16 protein-coding genes are annotated in these 19,275 nt (G+C 73.6%); 9 read left to right on the top strand and 7 right to left on the bottom strand.

The genetic code is table 11. The features are described 5' to 3' along the window. Positions 1-278: 278 nt before the first annotated feature. Entirely contained in the window at positions 279-1,220 is a 942-nt protein-coding gene (locus tag ACGFZN_RS00445; protein WP_393856221.1) for an SCO0930 family lipoprotein, read from the bottom strand. Between the two features lie 765 nt (positions 1,221-1,985). On the opposite strand from ACGFZN_RS00445, the gene ACGFZN_RS00440 reads away from it, so the two are divergent. Both ACGFZN_RS00440 and ACGFZN_RS00435 read left to right on the top strand, forming a co-directional pair. After that, a complete protein-coding gene (locus ACGFZN_RS00440) occupies positions 1,986-2,114 on the top strand; it encodes a hypothetical protein (RefSeq protein WP_393856220.1) in 129 nt (42 codons plus the stop codon). 31 nt (positions 2,115-2,145) lie between these two features. Continuing rightward, positions 2,146-2,910: a DUF4239 domain-containing protein gene (locus ACGFZN_RS00435; RefSeq protein ID WP_393856219.1), complete on the top strand. Its 765-nt coding sequence runs from the start codon at positions 2,146-2,148 to the stop codon at positions 2,908-2,910. Positions 2,911-2,992: 82 nt separating this feature from the next. Here the strand turns inward: ACGFZN_RS00435 and ACGFZN_RS00430 are convergent, their stop codons facing one another. Beyond that, entirely contained in the window at positions 2,993-3,775 is a 783-nt protein-coding gene (locus ACGFZN_RS00430; protein ID WP_393856218.1) for a hypothetical protein, read from the bottom strand. 334 nt (positions 3,776-4,109) lie between these two features. On the opposite strand from ACGFZN_RS00430, the gene ACGFZN_RS00425 reads away from it, so the two are divergent. Beyond that, entirely contained in the window at positions 4,110-4,787 is a 678-nt protein-coding gene (locus ACGFZN_RS00425; RefSeq protein ID WP_393856217.1) for a class F sortase, read from the top strand. Positions 4,788-4,838: 51 nt separating this feature from the next. Here ACGFZN_RS00425 and ACGFZN_RS00420 read toward each other — a convergent pair whose 3' ends face one another. Continuing rightward, on the bottom strand, positions 4,839-5,675 hold the full coding sequence (locus ACGFZN_RS00420) for a polysaccharide deacetylase family protein (RefSeq protein WP_393856216.1): 837 nt from the start codon (positions 5,673-5,675) through the stop codon (positions 4,839-4,841). A gap of 382 nt (positions 5,676-6,057) precedes the next feature. Beyond that, complete coding sequence (gene lysX / locus ACGFZN_RS00415; protein ID WP_393856215.1) at positions 6,058-9,333, bottom strand: bifunctional lysylphosphatidylglycerol synthetase/lysine--tRNA ligase LysX; 3,276 nt, start codon at positions 9,331-9,333, stop codon at positions 6,058-6,060. Positions 9,334-9,821: 488 nt separating this feature from the next. Here lysX and ACGFZN_RS00410 point away from each other — a divergent pair, with 488 nt between their 5' ends. Beyond that, on the top strand, positions 9,822-10,295 hold the full coding sequence (locus ACGFZN_RS00410) for a universal stress protein (protein ID WP_393856214.1): 474 nt from the start codon (positions 9,822-9,824) through the stop codon (positions 10,293-10,295). On the opposite strand, the gene ACGFZN_RS00405 is transcribed toward ACGFZN_RS00410, so the two are convergent. Further along, on the bottom strand, positions 10,231-11,490 hold the full coding sequence (locus ACGFZN_RS00405) for an MFS transporter (RefSeq protein WP_393856213.1): 1,260 nt from the start codon (positions 11,488-11,490) through the stop codon (positions 10,231-10,233). The two genes, ACGFZN_RS00410 and ACGFZN_RS00405, sit on opposite strands and share 65 nt — an antisense overlap. A 102-nt stretch (positions 11,491-11,592) precedes the next feature. Between ACGFZN_RS00405 and ACGFZN_RS00400 the strand changes: the two genes are divergently transcribed. From ACGFZN_RS00400 to ACGFZN_RS00380, 5 genes are all read left to right on the top strand, one after another. After that, entirely contained in the window at positions 11,593-12,546 is a 954-nt protein-coding gene (locus ACGFZN_RS00400; RefSeq protein WP_393856212.1) for a LysR family transcriptional regulator, read from the top strand. Positions 12,547-12,596: 50 nt separating this feature from the next. Next, positions 12,597-14,021, top strand: a complete 1,425-nt coding sequence (locus ACGFZN_RS00395; RefSeq protein WP_393856211.1) for an amino acid permease — start codon at positions 12,597-12,599, stop codon at positions 14,019-14,021. Between the two features lie 123 nt (positions 14,022-14,144). Then, a complete protein-coding gene (locus tag ACGFZN_RS00390) occupies positions 14,145-14,714 on the top strand; it encodes a sigma-70 family RNA polymerase sigma factor (protein WP_393856210.1) in 570 nt (189 codons plus the stop codon). Positions 14,715-14,868: 154 nt separating this feature from the next. Next, on the top strand, positions 14,869-15,384 hold the full coding sequence (locus tag ACGFZN_RS00385) for a hypothetical protein (protein ID WP_360159687.1): 516 nt from the start codon (positions 14,869-14,871) through the stop codon (positions 15,382-15,384). Between the two features lie 173 nt (positions 15,385-15,557). Further along, a complete protein-coding gene (locus ACGFZN_RS00380; RefSeq protein WP_393856209.1) occupies positions 15,558-16,211 on the top strand; it encodes a zf-HC2 domain-containing protein in 654 nt (217 codons plus the stop codon). Here ACGFZN_RS00380 and ACGFZN_RS00375 read toward each other — a convergent pair whose 3' ends face one another. Both ACGFZN_RS00375 and ACGFZN_RS00370 read right to left on the bottom strand, forming a co-directional pair. Beyond that, entirely contained in the window at positions 16,212-17,075 is an 864-nt protein-coding gene (locus ACGFZN_RS00375; RefSeq protein WP_393856208.1) for an Fpg/Nei family DNA glycosylase, read from the bottom strand. A 48-nt stretch (positions 17,076-17,123) separates the two neighbouring features. Then, positions 17,124-19,193 (bottom strand): SpoIIE family protein phosphatase, encoded by a 2,070-nt coding sequence (locus ACGFZN_RS00370; RefSeq protein WP_393856207.1) that lies wholly within the window; start codon positions 19,191-19,193, stop codon positions 17,124-17,126. Positions 19,194-19,275: the final 82 nt, after the last annotated feature.

Below are 19,275 nucleotides of genomic sequence, written 5' to 3'. Positions count from 1 at the left end.
TCTCCCAGGGTAGGCGGCAGGGGCAGGCGATCCGGTGTTCGAGCTGAGGCTACTGATCGCCCGCCAAAGGAGCGACCCGAACCGGAAATTGCCCGTCCGTTCCACGCCACTGCCTGGGCAATCGCTGTCGCGTGTGCCGTGGTTTGCCCGTCTTGCGCGCGCCGTTCACCGGCGGCCGGAGCCCGCACAGCGGTCCGCCCCCTCCGTTGCGGTGCGGAGGGGGCGGACCTTCGGTGGCGCTCCGGGTCGGGCGGGGCGATCGACCCTGGGGAGGTGATCTAGTGGCCCGGCGCGCCGACCGGCTTTCCGTCGGGCGCGACGGCGTACCAGGTGCCGCCCACGCCCTGACCGTTGGTGTCGCCGGGGGCGTTGTCCCCGGAGAAGGTGTAGACCGGCCAGCAGTCGACCGTCATCTGCCGCACGCCGTCGGGACGGGTGAAGCCCATCAGGCCCTTCTTCTGGACGCCCTTGGTGTCGTCGGCCTTGACGATGCCGACGGCCGGCCACTTCTCCAGGCAGGCACCGGTGCAGTTGGAGACGGACTTCGGCCAGGCCTTGTCCTTGAGGAAGCGGTAGACCGTCATCCCGTTCCGGTCGACGACGATGTCGCCGAGCTTGGGGTCCTTGCGGACGGACAGACCGGGCAGGGAGGTCAGGGAGGCCTTCTTGCCGTTCGGGGCGAGCGCGAACCACTTGCCGCCCACGCCCTGGCCCTTGGCGTCACCGGTCTTGGTGTCCTTGGCGTAGCGATAGGCGGGCCAGCCGCCGATGGTGAGCTGCTTGGTGCCGTCGGCGCGGGTGACCTCGCCGAGCAGCGACTTGTCGATGCCGGCGCCGGCCGTGGCGTCGTCGGCCGGCACCGGCGGCCAGGTGGTGGCGCAGGCGCCGTCGCAGTTCGACTTGGGGGGATTCGCGGTGTCCTGGTCGAACCGGTACAGGGTGAGGCCGGTGCCGTCGGTCACGACCTTGCCCAGGTTGGGGTTGGTGTCCGCGGTGAGCTTGCCCGCGGGGGCGGCCGGGGCCGGGGATCCGGTGCCCTGGTTGCCGTCGGCGCCGTAGCCGTTGCCCGCGCCGGTGGTCGGGCTGCCCGCGGGCGCGGTGGCCCCGACGTTCTGCGCCGCCGAGGACGGGGTGCCGTTGTCCTGACCGCACGCCGTCGTCAGCGCCAGCACCGAGGCGGCTGTGACCACCATCGAGGCGGTCCGCCAGGAGGTCTTCATCTCCAACTCCCCATGTCTGCCTGGTTGTTGCAGCGCCTGCCGCGCCGCCGCACGGTCATGGGTACGCATCGGGGGTGGGGAAGCGTTCAACGGGGAGGGGAAGTTCTTCGGGGATTTTTCCTCCGGGCCCTGTGACCGGTCCCGCCGGTGCGCGGCTCGTACGGGCGCACATTTCAGGCCGATCGCACCGCTCACCCCGTCAAACCACCGATCGCGACATGTCACCCTTTCGGAGCAAACCCGGGGGACCGCGGCGTACGGCCCCTTCCCGCAACACATGATCTTGGCGTGCATGGACCCGAAGTGACCCGATGCGCGCCCGCCGCACGGCTGTTGGCACTGGTGACGCTGACCTGGACGCTGGTGGGCTGCCCCGTGGGCAGCGCGTCGGCCGACGCCTGCGCGTACGCCTCGACGGGCCCGGACGGCACGGCGGCGGTGGCCTACGCGGGCGGCGGCCACTGGCCGTCGCCGCCCTGCCCGGCGCCCACCCCTCCCCCGTGCCCGCCGACCCCCACGCCGGCACCGACGCCGACGCCACCGCCGCCGACACCGCCACCGCCACCATCGCCACCACCCAAGCCGGCGCCGAAACCGGTACCGAAGCCGCCCAGACCCGAACCGCCGCCGAAGCCCGCGCCGAGACCGCGCCCGCCGGCCCGGCCCGCCACGGCGCCGCCCGCGCCGAAGCCCCCGCCCCCGCCCGCCCCACCGCCGAAGCCGGCGCCGGCGCCGAGACCCGCTCCGCGGCCGTCGGTGACGCCGGTGACCTACCCGGCGTACCACCCGCACCCCGCCGCGCACGTCGCGCCCCGCCGCACCACGCCGGTCACCTACGTGCTGCTCATCACCGTCCCGGCGATCGTCGCCGTCGCGGCTCTGCGCCCGCGCTGACGCGCCGGCCCCTCACTTCTGGAGGTATCCGTTGCCGGATTGGCTTGTTCTCGTCCTCGCGATGCTCGCGGCCTGCGCCGTGGTGGTGGTCGTCACCGTCCTGCGGCACAAGCGGGCTCCCGAGGACGAGGATCCCAGCGAGACCCCGGACGTCATCGAGTACATGACGATGTGGATCGGCGTCGTGTACGCGATCGTCCTGGGTCTCGCCATCGCGGGCGTGTGGGAGGCCCGCAACTCCGCGCAGGACTACGTGCAGTCCGAGGCGCAGGCGCTGCACGAGATCTCGGAGCGGGTCCGGGTGTATCCGCCGGACGTGCGCGACCGGATCCGCAGTGATGTCAACACCTATGTCAGCTATGTCGTCCATCACGAGTGGACGACGATGTACCGCGACGGGCGCGTCACCGACCGCGGCGCGCGGCTGCTGCAGCAGGTCCGTCAGGACGTCACCGACTACCGGCCGAAGAACGACTTCGAGGCGCAGGCCTACCAGCCGCTGCTGGACCAGATGACCGCCGCCGACCAGGCGCGCAACGCCCGCGCCGACTCCACCGGGTCCACCATGCCGCCGGTGGTGTGGTGGGGTCTGCTCACCGGGGCGCTGATCACCGTCGGCATGGTGTTCGCCCTGCAGATCCGGCGTACGAGACGCGAACTGGTCCTCGCCGGCCTGTTCTCCGCGACCATCGCGTTCATGCTGTTCCTCATCTGGGACTTCGACGCGCCCTTCAGCCGGGGCATGGCGGTGACCGCGGAACCGTTCCTGAACATGTTCCCGGGCGCCACCGGCTAGCCCCCACACACGGGCGCGCGGCCGTTCCCGTCCGTCCCGTCCGTCCCGTCCGCCGCGGGACGGACGGCCGGGTGACGTGGCGTCAGCCCCGCTTCTCCCGGCGACGGCGCAGCCAGTACGTGCCGCCCCCGACCACCGACAGGCTCACCAGTGCGGCGCCGATGGCCATGTCGCTCGGCGTGGCCCCGGCGGATCGGCTGCCGCCGACACCGCCGTGGACGCCGCCGAGCACGGTGAAGGCGTCCGGGCGGACCAGGGCCGTGCCGTCGCAGCGGACCGTGAGGTCGTAGCGGCCGGGGCGGGCGTCGTGGCCGAGGCGGACGCCGGCCCGCGAGGCGCCGTCGCCGGACGCGTCGAGTCCGGTGGCCGGGAAGGCGCGTGAGGACATGGTGCCGCCGTCGGGGCAGCCCTCCACGCCCACGGTGAGCCGCCCGCCCGCCGGGAGCACCCTGGGCGAGACGACGATGCCACGCGGCCCGCCGTCGCCGTCCCGGCCGTGGTGCTCATCCCGGCCGGCGTGTTCGTCCTGGCCGTGGTGCTCATCCCGGCCAGCTTGCTCATCCCGGCCGGGATGCTCGTCCTGGCCGGCGTGTTCGTCCTGGCCGTGCTGCTCGCGCCGGTCGGCGTGCTCATCCCGATCGGCGTGTTCGTCCTGGCCGTGCCGCTCGCGCCGGTCGGCGTGCCCGCCCCGGTCGGCGTGCTCGTCCCGGCCCGGGTGGTCCGCCCGGACGGGGTGGTCCGCCCGGCCCGGGCTGGTGTACGGGACGTCGTCGTTGCCCGTGTCGGCCGCGACCGCCACCGGGGAGGCGAGCCCGAGTACGGCGGCCGCCGTCCAAGCGGCCGTGAGGGCACGTTGGTTGCGCATGTGAACCTCCGCGGGAGGCGCCCGGGGCCGTCCCCGGTCGATCGGCGAGAAAACACCTCCCGGGGACGACACTCGAGCGCGCGGAACACGCCCGCATGTCGAGAATGCTCTGTCCTGGTGACACAACATCCCGCGAGAAAAGCACACAATCGGATATTGTCGCAGGTCACGAACCGTCAGAAAGCTCTGGTGAACGGCAACTCGGATGGCGCACCGCAAGGCCCCTGCCGCCACCCGTTCGCCGCTCACCCCGTCGCCCGCCGCGTGCGTGGGGATTTAGCGTTTTCCCATGCGCGAGGGACGTGGTGACGGCCGCGTCGAGAGGGGATGGCGAATGTCTGCGTCCGAGCTGTTCGAACGTGCCGAAGAGGAGGAGCGGCGAAGGAGGCGCGCCCCGTGGGGCGTGCTGGCGCTGGTTCTGCTGACCGGCATCGCGCTCATCCGCAACGGTTCGGGCGAGTTCGACGTCGGCCCGCCGCGGCCCGCCTCGGTGGCCGCGCCGGACAGCCGGCCCGCCGCGGGTCCCCGCACCCACCCCGCGGCACCGGCGCCGCTCGCGTTCTCCGCCGCCTCCCGGGTGCGGATCCCGGTGATCCGGGTGGACGCGCCGGTGGTGCCGGTCACCCTGGACAAGGACGGCTGGATCGGCGCGCCACCGCCGGAGAACCCGCGCCTGGCGGGCTGGTTCACCGGCGCGGTCTCCCCTGGCGAGAAGGGCACGGCCGTCATCGTCGGGCACGTGGACAACCAGCAGGGCCCCGCCGTGTTCTACGGACTGGGAAACCTCAGGAAGGGAAACCGGATCGAGGTTCTGCGCAAGGACGGAAAGACCGCGGTGTTCGAGACGTACGGCGTCGAACTCTTCTCCAAGAGCGGTTTCCCGGGCGACCGCGTCTACGGCTCGAAAGGAACTCCGGAACTGCGGGTCATCACCTGCGGCGGCGGTTTCTCCAGGCAGCACGGATACGACGGGAACGTGGTCGTCTTCGCCCGCCTGGTCGCGGTGCGGTGAACCACCGCGAGCAGGCGGGCCGGGATATACGGGAACGGCCCCGGGAAACCGTCACACGCGCCGTTTCGGCACCGTCATGCGATATCCGGAGTCGAGAAGACGGGGCAGCCATTCACGCAGCGCGCGAACGGTCTGCGAACGGTCTCCCCCGGCGTCGTGGGAGAGCACCACGGCACCGGGGGCGGCGTCCGCCTCCACCCGGCGCACGATGGTCCTGACCCCCGGCATCATCCAGTCGGTGGTGTCGACGGTCCAGGCCAGCGGTTCCATCCCCATCTCGGCGCCCAGCCGGAACACGGTCCGGTTCCAGGCGCCGTAGGGTGCCCGGAACCACTGCGGGCGCTCGCCGTAGGCGTCCTCGATGACGTCGCTGGTCCTCTTCATCTCGTCGCGGATCCTCCTGCGGCTGAGGGTGGTCAGCAGCGGATGCGTCCAGGTGTGGTTGCCGACGACATGGCCGTCGTCGGCCATCCGGGCCACCAGTTCCCGGTTGCCGGCGACGCACTCGCCGCACAGGAAGAACATGGCGCGGACGTCGTACGCGGCCAGGGTGTCCAGGACGTGCGGGGTGTACTCGGGGTCGGGCCCGTCGTCGAAGGTCAGCGTCATCCGCCGGCCGTGCCCCGGCATCCGCATGATGGGTTCGGTGCGGATCCTCAGCCTGTGCGGCGCGGCCCGCGGTGGTCCGTACCCGGTGAGCGGCTGCAGCCGGAAGGCGGACGGTCCGGGCGCCTGGCGGGCCTGCGGGCCGGATGCGGGCGGGGCGGCGGCCTCGGGGCTGTCCTCGGCGCCGCCCGCCAGGACGGCGCCGGCGGTGCCCGCGGCCCCCAGCGCGGCGGCGCCGGCCAGGAGCAACCGGCGCCGCGTGAACAACTGATCCTTCTGCATGACCAATCACTCGCGCACACACCGCTCCACCGCACCGCAACGGCACCGCTGCGGCGGCGGGAATGCACCCGGACGGCCCAGCAGGGCTGGCGCGGGCACAGGGAGAGCGGCCGGGGGCGTGCGGTGAGCGGTGGCGCACGGACGGCGAGCGGGGGTGTGTGGGTCAGCGGCGGCCGGCGGCAGGCAGCTCAGCGGCGATGCGCGGACGGTGACCGGCGAGGCGAGCGATGAGCGGCGGCGCATGGGCGGTTCCCGGGGCACGCGGGTCAGCGGCGGCGCACGGACGGCGGCCGGGGGCAGGCAGCTCAGCGGCGATGCGCGGACGGCGAGCGGGGCGTGCGGGGCAGCGGCGGCGCATAGACGGTGACCGGGGGCGCGTGGGTCAGCGGTGGCGGACCAGGGGGAACGGCAGGGTTTCCCGGATCGTCAGGCCGGTGAGGAACATCACCAGCCGGTCCACGCCGATGCCGAGCCCGCCGGTCGGGGGCATGGCGTACTCCAGGGCCTGCAGGAAGTCCTCGTCCAGCTCCATGGCCTCCGCATCGCCCCCGGCCGCCCGCAGCGACTGCTCGGTCAGCCGCCGGCGCTGCTCCACCGGGTCGGTCAACTCGGAGTAGGCGGTGCCGAGTTCCGTGCCGAAGGCGACGAGGTCCCAGCGCTCGGCGAGCCGCGGGTCGGCGCGGTGCTGCCGGGTCAGCGGGGAGACGTCGGTGGGGAAGTCCTTGTAGAACGTGGGGGCGCCGGTGCGTTCCTCGACCAGCCGCTCGTACATCTCCAGCACGATGTCGCCGGGCCCGTCGTCGGCGGTGTACGGCACCCCGGTCCGGTCGCACAGCCGGTGCAGCCGCAGCAGTTCGGTGCCGGGGCCGATCTCCTCCCCCAGCACCTCGGAGATCGCGCCGTGCACGGTCTTGACCGGCCACTGCCCGGACAGGTCGTACTCCTGCCCGTTCCTGCGGGCCACCGGGGCGCCGAAGACGGCGGTCGCCGCGCCCTGGACCAGTTCGCGGGTGAGGTCGAGCATGACGTCGTAGTCGGCGTACGCCTGGTAGGCCTCCAGCATCGTGAACTCGGGGTTGTGCTTGTAGGAGACGCCCTCGTTGCGGAAGGTGCGGCCCAGTTCGAAGACCTTCTCCAGGCCGCCCACGCACAGCCGCTTCAGATACAGCTCGGGGGCGATGCGCAGGTACAGGTCGAGGTCGTAGGCGTTGATGTGGGTGGTGAAGGGGCGGGCGTTGGCACCGCCGTGGATCCGCTGGAGCATCGGGGTCTCGACCTCGACGTAGCCGCGGTCCAGCAGTCCCTGCCGCAGGGCCTGCACGGCGGCGGAGCGGGCCCGGAGCACGGCGCGGGCGGCGGGGCTGGTGGCCAGGTCGAGGTAGCGGCGGCGGACCTTCGCCTCGGGGTCGGCGAGGCCCCGGCGTTTGTCGGGCAGCGGGCGCAGGCACTTGCCGGTGAGCTGCCAGGAGGCGGCGAAGACGGTGGGCTCGCCCTGGTCGCTGCGGCCGGCCCGGCCGGTCACGGTGAGGTGGTCGCCGATGTCGCACACGGCGGTGAAGCGGTCCAGGGCGGTGCCGCAGCGGTCGCGGGTGAGGGCGACCTGGTGGTCGCCCGACCAGTCGCGCAGCACGGCGAAGACGATGCCGCCGAAGTCGCGGACCAGCATGAGCCGGCCGGCGACGGTGACGTCCGCGCCGGGCGGCACGTCGGCGAGGGCGTGGGTGGGGGCGGGGACGCCGACCGGGTACGGGTCCGTGCCGGCCGCGCGCAGCCGGTCGAGCTTGCGGTGCCGGACGCGGACCTGGTCGGGCAGGTCCGCCTGCGGTGCGGCGGCCCCGGCCGGCCCCGCTTCGAGGCCGAGCGCCGCCAGGGAAGGCAGCCCCTGGGTGGTGGCGGGCCGCTGCCCGTTCCGCGGGCGCCCCTTTCCCCAGAGCTTGCGCAGCGACGGCACGGAGACGAAGCCCTCGGCGATGCCGGAGGCCAGGCCGATGCGGGCGAGGGCGGCGGCGTCGCCGTAGCAGAGGAACCGCGGATACCACTCGGGGTGGTACTTGGCGTTGGAGCGGTACAGGGCCTCCAGCTGCCACCAGCGGGAGAAGAACAGCAGCAGCCGGCGCCAGAGCCTGAGCACGGGTCCGGCGCCGATGCGGGCGCCCTCCTCGAAGACGGACCGGAAGACCGCGAAGTTCAGCGAGATCCTGCGGATGCCCAGCTTGGGTGCGGCGGTGCACAGTTCGGCGACCATGAACTCCATGACCCCGTTGGGGGCGGCGCGGTCGCGGCGCATCAGGTCCAGGGAGATGCCGTCGCGGCCCCAGGGCACGAAGGAGAGCAGGGCGAGGAGCCGGCCGTCCTCGCCGAGGGCCTCCACGAGCAGGCAGTCGCCGTCCGCGGGGTCGCCGAGCCGGTCCAGGGCCATGGAGAAGCCGCGCTCGGTCTCGGTGTCGCGCCAGGCGTCGGCCTTGTCGACGATCTCCTCCATCTCCCGCTCGGTGAGGGTGGCGTGCCGGCGGATCCGGCAGGTGGCGCCGGTACGGCGGACGCGGTGCACGGCCTGCCGGGTGACCCGCATGTCCCGGCCGTCCAGATCGAAGGAGGCCACGTGCACGATCGCCTCGTCGCCGAGCTGCAGGGCGCCGAGCCCGGCGCGGGCGTAGGCGCGGGCGCCGTCCTCTGAGGCGCCCATCACCGCGGGCACCCAGGCGTGGCGGCGGGCGACGCCGAGCCAGGCGGCGATGGCCGGCGGCCAGGCCTCCGGGTCGCCGACCGGATCACCGCTGGCGAGGCAGACGCCGGCCTCGACGCGGTAGGTGACGGCGGCCTTGCCGCTGGGCGAGAAGACGACGGCCTTGTCGCGGCGGGTGGCGAAGTAGCCGAGGGAGTCCCGGTCGCCCCAGGCCGCGAGGAGGGCGCGGATGCGGGCCTCCTCGTCGTCGTGCAGGGCGGCTTCCAGGCGCTGGGAGCGGAACAGGGTGGCGGCGGCGTTCAGCAGGGCGAGGGCGCCGAGCAGGCCGAGCACGAAGGTGACCCGGCGGGGCGGGCGGCCCGCGAAGGAGCCGCTCGAGACCAGTCCGCCGCAGACCCGGTCGGCCGCCCAGGCCAGGTGCTGGCCCGCCGGCAGCGTGCCCGGGAACATCATGACGAGGGCCCAGCCCAGCAGGATGGCCACGAGGAGGCCGCCCAGCAGCACGGCGAGCGCCCGCCAGACCGCTCCGCGGCGGGAGGCGGCGTAGAACTCCCCGCGGGCCACGACGAGCAGGGCCAGCAGCAGGCCGCACAGCACCAGCGACGGCAGTGACGCGGCGTACAGGCCGAGGCCCACGCCGAGGGCGTCGGTGAGGACGACCAGGCCCAGATAGACGACGACCAGCCACCAGGCGACCTTCTTGCGGGCGGCGGTGGCGGCGCCGAGCAGGAACAGGAAGACGGCGTAGGCCAGGTTGGCGCTGATGGGCACCAGCACCAGGTCGAGGGCGCGGGCGACCGGGTGGAGCAGCCGGCGCAGCGGTTCGACGAGCGCGAGCAGGGCGCACAGCAGGCCGAGCGCCGCGAAGAGCGTCGCGAAGGCCTCGGGCACCCAGCCGAGGCGCCGGCCGGCGGGCGGGCCGGTCGAGGCCGTGACGTCCCTCCGTGCGGCGGGCTCCGCGCTGGCGGTCATGATTCCGACTGTAGGAAGGCACCGCCCGCCTCGCCCGTCGAGACGGCACGGCAGCATGGCACGGACACGGTACGGGTGACACCGCCCCGGCGCAGACGGCCCCGGCGCAGGCGGCGCCACTCGCACGCCGCGCGCGGCCGGAGCGGGGGCCGCATCGACCACCTCGCACGCGACGCCGGGCCGCACACCGCACCGGCCACCCGCCGCGCACGGCCGGACCGTAGGCCCACCGACCACCACCCGCCGCTCATGGCCGACCCGCGCGCGGCACCGACGGCCACCCGCCCGCGGCCGAACCGTGCGCCGCACCAGCCAAGCCACCCGCCGAACACGGCCGGACCGGCAACCGCACCGACCGCCACCCGCCCGCGGCCAAGCCGTACGCCGCCCCCGCCGCAGGCCGCCCGCAGGGTGCGACGTGGGCCGTTCGGTTCGGTCGGGTGCCGCGCCGCTCAGTGGGAACCGCGGGTTCCGATACCCTCACGGCCGTGACGGAACAGCACTCGCACTCGCATTCGCACCAGTTCGAGCGGGGCACGGACGGGCCGAAGGTCATCGTCGTCGGCGTGGACGGCTCCGACTCCAGCCTGCGGGCCGCGGCGTACGCGGGCGGGCTCGCCCGGCGGCAGCACGCGCTGCTGGCCGTGGTGTACGTGCAGCCGGTGCTGGCGGCCGGGGCGGCGCTCGGGGCGCCGGTGGCGGAGACGACCGACGAGATCGCCGAGGACCTGGTCAGCTACATCCGGGAGGCGGCCGAGCGGGTCAAGGGGATATTCGAGGTGCGCTGGGAGTTCCACACCTTCCGCGGCGACCCCTACAGCGGGCTGGTGAAGGCGGCCGACGAGCTGAAGGCGGACGCGGTGGTCGTGGGCGCCTCCGAGCAGGCCGGCCACCGGTTCATCGGCTCGGTGGCGATCCGGCTGGTGAAGGCGGGGCGCTGGCCGGTGACGGTCGTGCCGTGACCTCCCGGGTCCCCCGCAGCAGCAGTAGCGGCGTCGCCAGGAGCAGGACGCCGGCCAGGGCGATGGCGGCGCGTGGACCGGTGAGGGCCGCCAGCACTCCCCACAGGGCGGTCAGGGCGGCCGTGGTGGCCTTGCCGGTGACCGACCAGGCGGACAGGGTGCGGGCGACCCGGTCGTCGGGGGTGCACTCCAGGCGGCGGGTGGCGTACACGGGGCTGTAGACGCCCGAGCAGGTGATCACCCCGAACTCCAGGACCATCACGAGCAGCAGGCCGGGCGGTCCGGGCGGGACGAAGGCCAGCCCGAGCGGCCAGACGGCACGCAGGGTGCCCGCCACGCGCAGCACCCGCAGCTGCCCGTGCCGGGCGACGAGCGGACGGGCCAGCCGGGAGCCGAGGAGGCCGCCGAGGCAGGGCACGGCGAAGGCGAGGCCGTACTGCCAGGGGGCGAAGCCGAGCGGGCCGAGCATGAGGACGGCCAGCGGCGGCGCGGCGACCATGATCAGGGCGTTGGCCGCGAGGTTGTTGAAGAACAGCGGCCGCAGTGCGGGGCTGGTGAGGATGTGCCGCCAGCCGTCGAGCAGGTCGGCGGCGCGCAGGCGCCGCCCGCCGGTGCCCGCGGGGCGCGGCTCGCCGCCGCCGACGGCCCCGATGCCCAGGGCCGACAGCAGGAAGCTGACCGCGTTCGCCGCGACGGTCGCCACCGGGCCGAACAGGCCGATCGCGGCACCGCCGAGGGGCGGCCCGAGGACCAGGGCGGTCCAGTTCGTGGACTCGAACCGGGAGTTCGCGGTGAGCAGCCGGCCGGCCGGCACGAGCGATTTGAGGAAGGCGCCGGAGGCGGCGTTGAAGGTGATGTCGGCCGCCGCGACGACGACCGACACCAGCAGCAGTTGGCCGAGGCCCGGCCCGCCGAGCGCCCAGGCGGCCGGGACGGTGAGCAGCGCGGCGCATCTGACCAGGTCCATCGAGATCATCACGGGGCGTTTGCGCCGGAACTCCACCCAGGGCCCGAGCGGGATCGCGGCCACGGCGCCCACCGCGGGCCCGGTCGCCGCGAGCAGCGCCACCTCGGCCGGGCCGGCGTGCAGCACGATGACCGCGATCACCGAGAACGCGTCGAAGGCGAGGTAGGTGCCGAGCGCGCTCACCCCGTACGCGGCCCACAGCCACCCGAACCGCCGGCCCAGCGCCATGCACAACCTCCCGTTGATCCGGGACATGAAAACCCGCAGGTGGGCGCCGGATCAAACAACCGCCCGGACGATCGGCACAACCGTTGGTTGTACGGTGACGCCGTGGACCTCAAGGCAGTGCGCACCTTCGTCGCCGTGGCCGACTCGGGGCAGTTCCAGGAGGCCTCGGCCGTCCTGGCGATCACCCAGCAGGCGGTCTCCAAGCGGATCGCCGCGCTGGAGAAGGAGCTGGGCGTGCGTCTGTTCACCCGCGCCGCGCGGGGCGCGGAGCTGACGGCCGACGGCCACGCCTTCCTGCCGCACGCCCGCGAGCTGCTGCTGGCCGAGGAGCGCGCGGCCGCCTCCGTACGGCTCGGTCGGCGCGCCCTGCGGGTCGATGTGATCGGCGCGCGGCTCGCCCCGGCGGGGCTGCTGCGCGGCTTCCATGAGGCGCACCCGGACATCGCCCTCGACGTCGTCACCCTCTTCGACGTGGACTCGGCGCTCACCGCGCTGCGCTCGGGCGCGATCGACGCGTCCTTCCGCGCCGTGGCCATGCCGGGCAGGCCGCTGCCCAGGGGCGTCGCCGCCGCGCCGGTGTACGACGAGCCGCTCCAGCTGCTCACCGGCCCGGGGCACGCCCTGGCCGGGCGGCGCCGGGTGTCGCCCGGGGAGCTGGCCGGGCACCGGATCTGGATGCCGGGCATCGTGGAGGGCACCGAGTGGGCCGCCTACTACGCGTCGCTCGCCGCCGAGTTCGGCCTCGCCATCGACTCCTCGGGCCCGAACTTCACCGGGGCGGTGCAGGACGCCGTCGCCGGTTCCGACTCGCTGGCGACCCTCGTCAGTGAACGGACGCGGCTGACGTGGCCGGCCGGCCACGACCTGCGCCGTATCCCGCTGCGCGACCCGACACCGGTCTACCCGCACTGTCTGCTGTGGGTCACCGCCAACCTGCATCCGGCGCTGCCCGCCCTGCGCGCCCATTTCTCGGACGGGCAGCCGGCCCGGCCCGAAGGCCGCGTCTGGACGCCCGCCTGGGCCGTGCGTGGCGTCTTCCCTGCGCGGCGGCCCTGAGTCATCATGATCCGGCGTCAGCCGTTGCCGTCGGCGAAGAGGTGAGGGGCATGGCCAGGCTCCGTGCGGGTGAGGGGATTCTCCGGCGCAAACCGATCGAGCACATCGAGGACACCGAGGCCGGCGAGGGCACCCGGCTGGACCGCTCGCTCGGCCTGTGGCAGCTCACCGCGATCGGTGTGGGCGGCATCATCGGCGCGGGCATCTTCACGCTGGCGGGCACGGTGGCCAACGGCACGGCGGGCCCCGCGGTGCTGGTGTCGTTTCTGATCGCCGGTGTGGCCAGCGCATGCGCGGCACTGTCGTACGCCGAGTTCGCGGGGCTGATCCCGAAGGCGGGGTCGGCGTACACCTACGGCTACGCGGTGCTCGGCGAGTTCGCGGGCTGGTTCATCGGCTGGGACCTGCTGCTGGAGTACACCGCGATCGTGGCGGTGGTGGCCATCGGCATCTCCGGCTACTTCGGCTTCCTGGTCGAGGAGATGGGCGCGAAGCTGCCCGCCTGGATGCTGGGCGCGCCGGGCACCGGGGCGGGGCACCGGGTCGATCTCTTCGCGGCGGTCCTGTGCCTGCTGATCGCCTGGCTGCTGAACCTGGGCATCCGCAGCGCGGCCCGCTTCGAGACCCTCGTGGTGGCGCTGAAGGTGCTGGTGGTGCTGCTGGTGATCGGCGTCGGCGTGTTCCACATCGACTCGTCGAACTACCACCCGTTCTTCCCGTTCGGTGTCAGCGGCGCGTTCACCGGCGCGGCCACCGTGTTCTTCGCGGTGTTCGGCTACGACGCCATGTCGACGGCGGCGGAGGAGTCCAAGGACGCCCAGCGGCACATGCCGAAGGCGATCATCTACTCCCTGGTGATCTCGATGGTGCTGTACGTGGCGGCCTGCCTGGTGCTGACGGGCATGCAGCCGTACCGGCACATCGACCCGGAGAGCGGCTTCTCCTCGGCGTTCAAGGCGGTGGGTCTGCACGGGCTCGCGGACGTGATCGCGGTGGGCGCGATCATCGGCATCCTCACGGTGATGTTCACGTTCATGCTGGGCGTGACCCGGGTGTGGTTCTCCATGTCCCGTGACGGCCTGCTGCCGCGGTGGTTCGCCAAGACGCACCCGACGCGGCACGTGCCGACCCGGGTGACCTGGATCGTCGGGGCCGCCTCGGCCGCCATCGCCGGGTTCGTGCCGATCGGCTCGGCGGCGGAGCTGACGAACATCGGCATCCTGCTGGCCTTCGTGGTGGTGTGCGCGGCGGTGATCGTGCTGCGCTACCGGCACCCGGAGCTGCCGCGCACCTTCCGCACGCCCGGGATGCCCGTCGTGCCGGCGCTGGGCTGCGTCTTCTCGGTCTGGCTGATCACGTTCCTGCACTGGCAGACGTGGGTGCGGTTCGCGGTGTGGTTCGTGATCGGGTGCCTGATCTACTTCGGCTACTCCTACAAGCGCTCGGTGCTGGCTCGGGAGCGGCCCGCCGAGTGACCGGCCGGGGGGCGGCGCCGTCGCGGACCGTTCGTCCGACCGTTCGCCGACCCGATCGACCGTCCGTCGCTCCGGCGGCCCCGCGCCCTGTCCCCCGGCCGCTTCCCGCGCTGCCATACGGCCATGACGGCCGCAACCCCACTCACCCGCCGGGCGGCGGCAGCGCCCCACGGGACGACGACCGCCGAGCACGAACTGGCCGCGCTCCAGCGCGAGCACGGCGGACCGCTGTTCGCCCTGCTGCTCCGGCTCTGCGACGGCGACCGGCAGCGGGCCGAGGACCTCGTCCAGGAGACGCTGGTGCGCGCCTGGCAGCATCCCGAGGCGCTGCACGCCGAGGACTTCGCCTCCGTCCGGCCCTGGCTGCTGACGGTCGCCCGGCGGCTGGCCATCGACGCCCGGCGGGCCCGGCAGGCCCGGCCGCCGGAGACCGGCGCCGAGCTTCCCGAGACCGCGCGGGTGACCGCCGATCACGCCGAGCGGGCCGCCGCGATGCTCGATGTGCGCCGGGCTGTGAAGACCCTCACGCCGGAACACCGTGACGTGCTCGTACTCGTGTACTTCCTCGGTGCCAGTGTGGCGGAAGCGGCGCAGACCCTGGGCGTGCCACCCGGTACCGTGAAGTCCCGCGCGTACTACGCGCTGCGCGCGCTGCGCCGGGTCCTTCCGGATTATGCGGCCGACCTGCACTGAAACCGGAACCGAAGCAAAGCCTTCGCAAAGCGCCTTGCTGTGCCCCCCGTCGGGGCAATGGGCTGTCCTCATCCGCGTTCCCGGGCGGGCCGGGGCTGCGATCCCGGCGGGGCCCGGACGACGAGGGCACGTACCGGAGGAAGGGCAGGAAGGGATGCAGCACAGAGGGCACGAGAGCACGGACGGCACCGACGGCGGTGAACTGACCGTCCCGATGGCCTGGTTGTACGCCGAGTACATCGCCGACGAGCTGCTGCGCACCGGCGATCTGATGCCGCCGACCTCCTTCGAGTTCCGGGCCGGCCGGGACGCGCTGGCGCTGACCGTCTTCCTGTCCGACACCGACGGCGAGCTGTCCGGCATCCGGGTGATCTCCCAGCTGGAGAACTGGCTGTCGCTGACCGCCTACGACCAGCCGTGGCGGGACTGGGTGCGTGCGCGCATGACCGAGCTGACCGAGCAGGCCGACCGGTCCGGCACCCGCTCCCCCGACCTGGCCCTCGCCGCGGACGCCTGGCGGTGGCTGGAGGAGACCGAGCTGCTCGCCCCGGACCTGGACGCGGTGCCGGGCGGCGGCGCGGCGGCCGGCGAGGACGAGGGGCCCAAGGTGTGGACGCCGGCCTGGCGGCTCGGGCTGCCCCTCGGGCACCTCGCCATCCACTTGTTCTGACCGCCCGCCGCGGGCCCTGCGAAGTTTTCCGGAATCCGACCAATCCGCGTGCCGCGCGGCTCCGAATCCCTCGTCCGGGATTCTGCCGGCGGCTTGAGTGATTCGGCTGTCGGCTGCGTACGGGTGGGAGCACGCAGTAACCCCACCCGCACCCATCGGCACGAGGATTCGGCATGAGGTCCCTGGAAAGGCATCGCGACGTCGGCGCGTACGCGCTCGGCGTGCTGGACGAGGCGGAGGCCTTCCGCTTCGAGGACCACCTCATGGAGTGCCCTCAGTGCGCGGCACAGGTGACCGAATTCGGGCCGGCCACGCGGCAGTTGATGCTATACCGGCGCGCCACGCCGCGCTTCGTGCACCCCATGGCACAGCCCGGTCCCCGGCTTCTGGACCGGCTGCTCGGCGAGGTCGCGCGCCGGCACCGGGCGCGCCGCAGGCGCCTGCTGTACGGCCTGGCCGCCTCCGTGGTGCTGGCGGTGGCCGGTCCGGGGATCGTCGCCTTCACCGGCCACGCGGAGCAGGCCGCCGGCGTCACCGCGGCGACGGACGCGCGGACCGGGGTGTGGGCCGAGGTCACCGCCGACGACGGTGACTCGGGCAGTCGGCTGCTGCTGAGGGTCAAGGACGGCACCGGTCCGCACGCCTGCCGGCTCGTGGTCGTCGGCCGCGACGGCTCCGAGGAGACCGCCGGCACCTGGATGGAGCCCGACGGCGCCGGCACCTTCACCACGCTCGGGTCCTCCACGATGCACCCCGGCCAGATCGCCCGCTACGACGTGCTCACCACGGACGGACAGCGGCTCGTGTCGCTCGCCGCGGGCCGGTGACTACTTCAGCAGCCGGGACAGTCTGCGGTCCGCCAGGGGCTTGCCGCCCGTCTGGCAGGTGGGGCAGTACTGCAGCGAGGAGTCGCTGAAGGAGACCTCGCGGACGGTGTCCCCGCACACCGGGCAGGGCTCGCCGGTGCGGCCGTGGACCCTCAGGCCGCTCTTCTTCTCCGCCTTCAGCCGCCCGGCGGCCACTCCCCGGGAGCGCTCGACCGCCTCGGTGAGCGTCGAGCGCAGCGCCTCGTGGAGCCGGTGCGTCTCCTCGGGGGTCAGGGAGGCGGCGAGCTTGAACGGGGACATCCGTGCGGCGTGCAGGATCTCGTCGCTGTAGGCGTTGCCGACGCCCGCGATCAGGGACTGGTCGCGCAGGGCGCCCTTCAGCTGCCGTCGCTCGTCCTTGAGCAGGGCGGCGAGCCGGTCCTCGTCGAAGTCCGCGGCGAGCGGGTCCGGGCCGAGGCGGGCGATGCCCTCGACCTCGCGCGGATCGCGGACGACGTACACCGCGAGGCGTTTCTGGGTGCCGGCCTCGGTCAGGTCGAAGCCCTCGCCGGTCTCGAGCGCCACGCGCAGCGCGAGCGGTCCCTTGCCGGGCCGGGGCGGGCCGGAGGGCAGCCGGTCCTTCCACTGCAGCCAGCCGGCCCGGGCCAGATGGGTGACCAGGTGCAGCCCGCTGTCCGCGGCGAGGTCCAGGAACTTGCCGTGCCGCCGCACGGCCGTCACCTCGGCGCCCTCGAAGGCGGTGACCGGAGGGTCGTACGTCTTCAGGACGCTCACGGCGACCGGCAGCACCCGCGCCACCCGGCGGCCGACCAGGTGCTCGGCGAGGAAGTCCTTGAGCGCTTCTACCTCGGGCAGTTCCGGCATACGTCCAGAGTGCCACCCGGCACGGACACCGCCCCGTGGCGACGCGCGTCAGCCGTCCCGGCGGAACTCGCACCACACCGCCTTGCCGCCGCCCCGGGCCTCCACGCCCCACCCGTCGGCGAGCATGTCCACCAGCAGCAGGCCCCGGCCGGAGACGCCGTCCTCGTCCGGCTCACGGCGGCGCGGCAGGGCGCTGGAGGAGTCCTCGACCTCGATGCGCAGCTTGCGCTGACCGCTGTCCAGGGCGCGCAGGGTCACGACGGCGGAGCCCTCGGTGTGCATCAGCGCGTTGGTGATCAGTTCGTCGGCGACCAGTTCGATCTCGTCGGCCTGGTCGCGGTAGCCCCAGGAGCGGACAGCGGCGCGGATCAGGTGCCGGGCCTGGGTGAGGGCCTCGGGGTCGCCGGGCGCCACATGCTGCTGGAGCCGGCCGCCGGCCGGCGGGGCCTCTGGGGTGCGCCGGCGCAGCAGGAGCAGCGCCACGTCGTCGTCGCCGCCGCGCTCCTCGGCCCGCTGGATCAGCAGGTCGGCGAGGGCGGACACGTTCTCGGGGCCGGCCGCGACGAGTGCCGCCAGGCGGCGCATGCCGTCGTCGAGGTCGGCGCCGGGCTGTTCGACCATCCCGTCGGTGCACAGCACCAGGGTGTGGCCGGGGTCGAGTTCGAGGGTGGAGACGGGGTAGTCCAGCCGGCCGAACTCGGCGGACAGGCCGAGCGGCAGCCCGCCCTCGACCGGGATCCGCGAGCAGTCGCCGTCGCCGTGCCGGATCAGCGGGTCGATGTGCCCGGCGCGGACCGCCTGGACGACTCCGGTGGCCAGGTCGGCCTCGGCGTACAGGCAGGTGGCGAAGCGGTCGGTGTCGAGTTCGTGCAGGAAGACGGAGGCCCGGGCCATCACGGCGGCCGGGGTGTGGCCCTCGGCGGCGTAGGCGCGCAGCACGATCCGCAGCTGGCCCATGACGGCCGCCGCGTGGGTGTCGTGGCCCTGCACGTCGCCGATGACCGCGCCGACCCGGCCGCCGGGCAGGGGGATCAGGTCGTACCAGTCGCCGCCGATGTTCCGGCCCACGGCGGCCGACCGGTAGCGGACGGCGACGTCGGCGCCGCGGACGCCGGGAATGGTGCGGGGCAGCATGGCCTGCTGCAGGCCCTGCGCGAGGTCCTTCTCCTGTTCGTAGAGCATGGCCCCCTGCAGGCTCTGCGCGACGCTGCTGCTGAACGCGACCAGGACGGCGCGCTCCTCGGGGGAGAAGCCGCGCCGGTCGCTGTAGAGCAGTCCCATCGCGCCGATCGGGCGGGCCTGGGCGATCAGCGGCAGATACGCGGCCGAGGTGACCCGCAGGTCGGTGAGGTGCGGCCAGAGGATGGGGTAGCAGTCGGAGAACTCCTCCGGGGACTCGATGAACCGCGGCACGAGTGTGCGCACGACCTCGCTCATCGGGTAGGGCTCGTCGATCCGGGTGAGCTGGGTGCCGGGCACGGACGCGTCGACGGGGCCCTCGGCGACCAGCCGGATGCGGCCGGCCTCGACCAGTCCCATCACCAGACTGGCCGCGCCGAGATGGCGGATGCCGCGGGTGTCCTTGAGCGCGTCGATGACGTCCTGGACGCTGCGGGCGTGGGCGAGGGCGGCGGAGACGGCCTGGACGACGCTGGTCTGCTGGCGGAAGGCCTCGTTCTGGGCGGCGCGTGCGCTGCGCGCCTCGCTCTCGGTGAGTTCCTGGGTGGCGTCCCGGACGATGCCGATGACCCGGCGCGGGCGGCCGGTGCCGTCCCGGCGGATGTAGCCCTGGGTGTGGGTCCAGCGCAGGGTGCCGTCGCGGCAGCGGATGCGGAAGTAGCCGCCGTAGTTCTCCCGGCCGTCCTTGATGGCCTGGGACACCATGGCGTCCACCCGGGCGGCCTCGGGGGGCGGCACCCGGGCGGCGAGGGACTCGGGGCGTGAGTCGTACTCCCCGGGCACCAGGTCGAACACCTCGTGCGCCTGGGCGTCCATGTGGAACAGGCCCGTGTCCAGGTCCCAGTCGAAGCTGCCCATGCGGTTGAGCGCCAGGATCGGATCCGGGTGGGCGGGCCAGCCTTCCGGGAGTGACACGGCACTCGCTCCCCGAACTGCCATGCGCCCACCTTGCCAGCATTCATCCGATTCTTCGACCTGTTCGGCCCGGTGGGCTCGGCGGGGATCCCGGGTCCGGGCGGAC

It is taken from the genome of Streptomyces sp. NPDC048192, from assembly GCF_043202415.1.
Classification (GTDB): domain Bacteria; phylum Actinomycetota; class Actinomycetes; order Streptomycetales; family Streptomycetaceae; genus Streptomyces.
The sequence above is the reverse complement of the archived record's forward strand: the minus strand, read 5'-3'. Positions and strand labels throughout refer to the sequence as shown.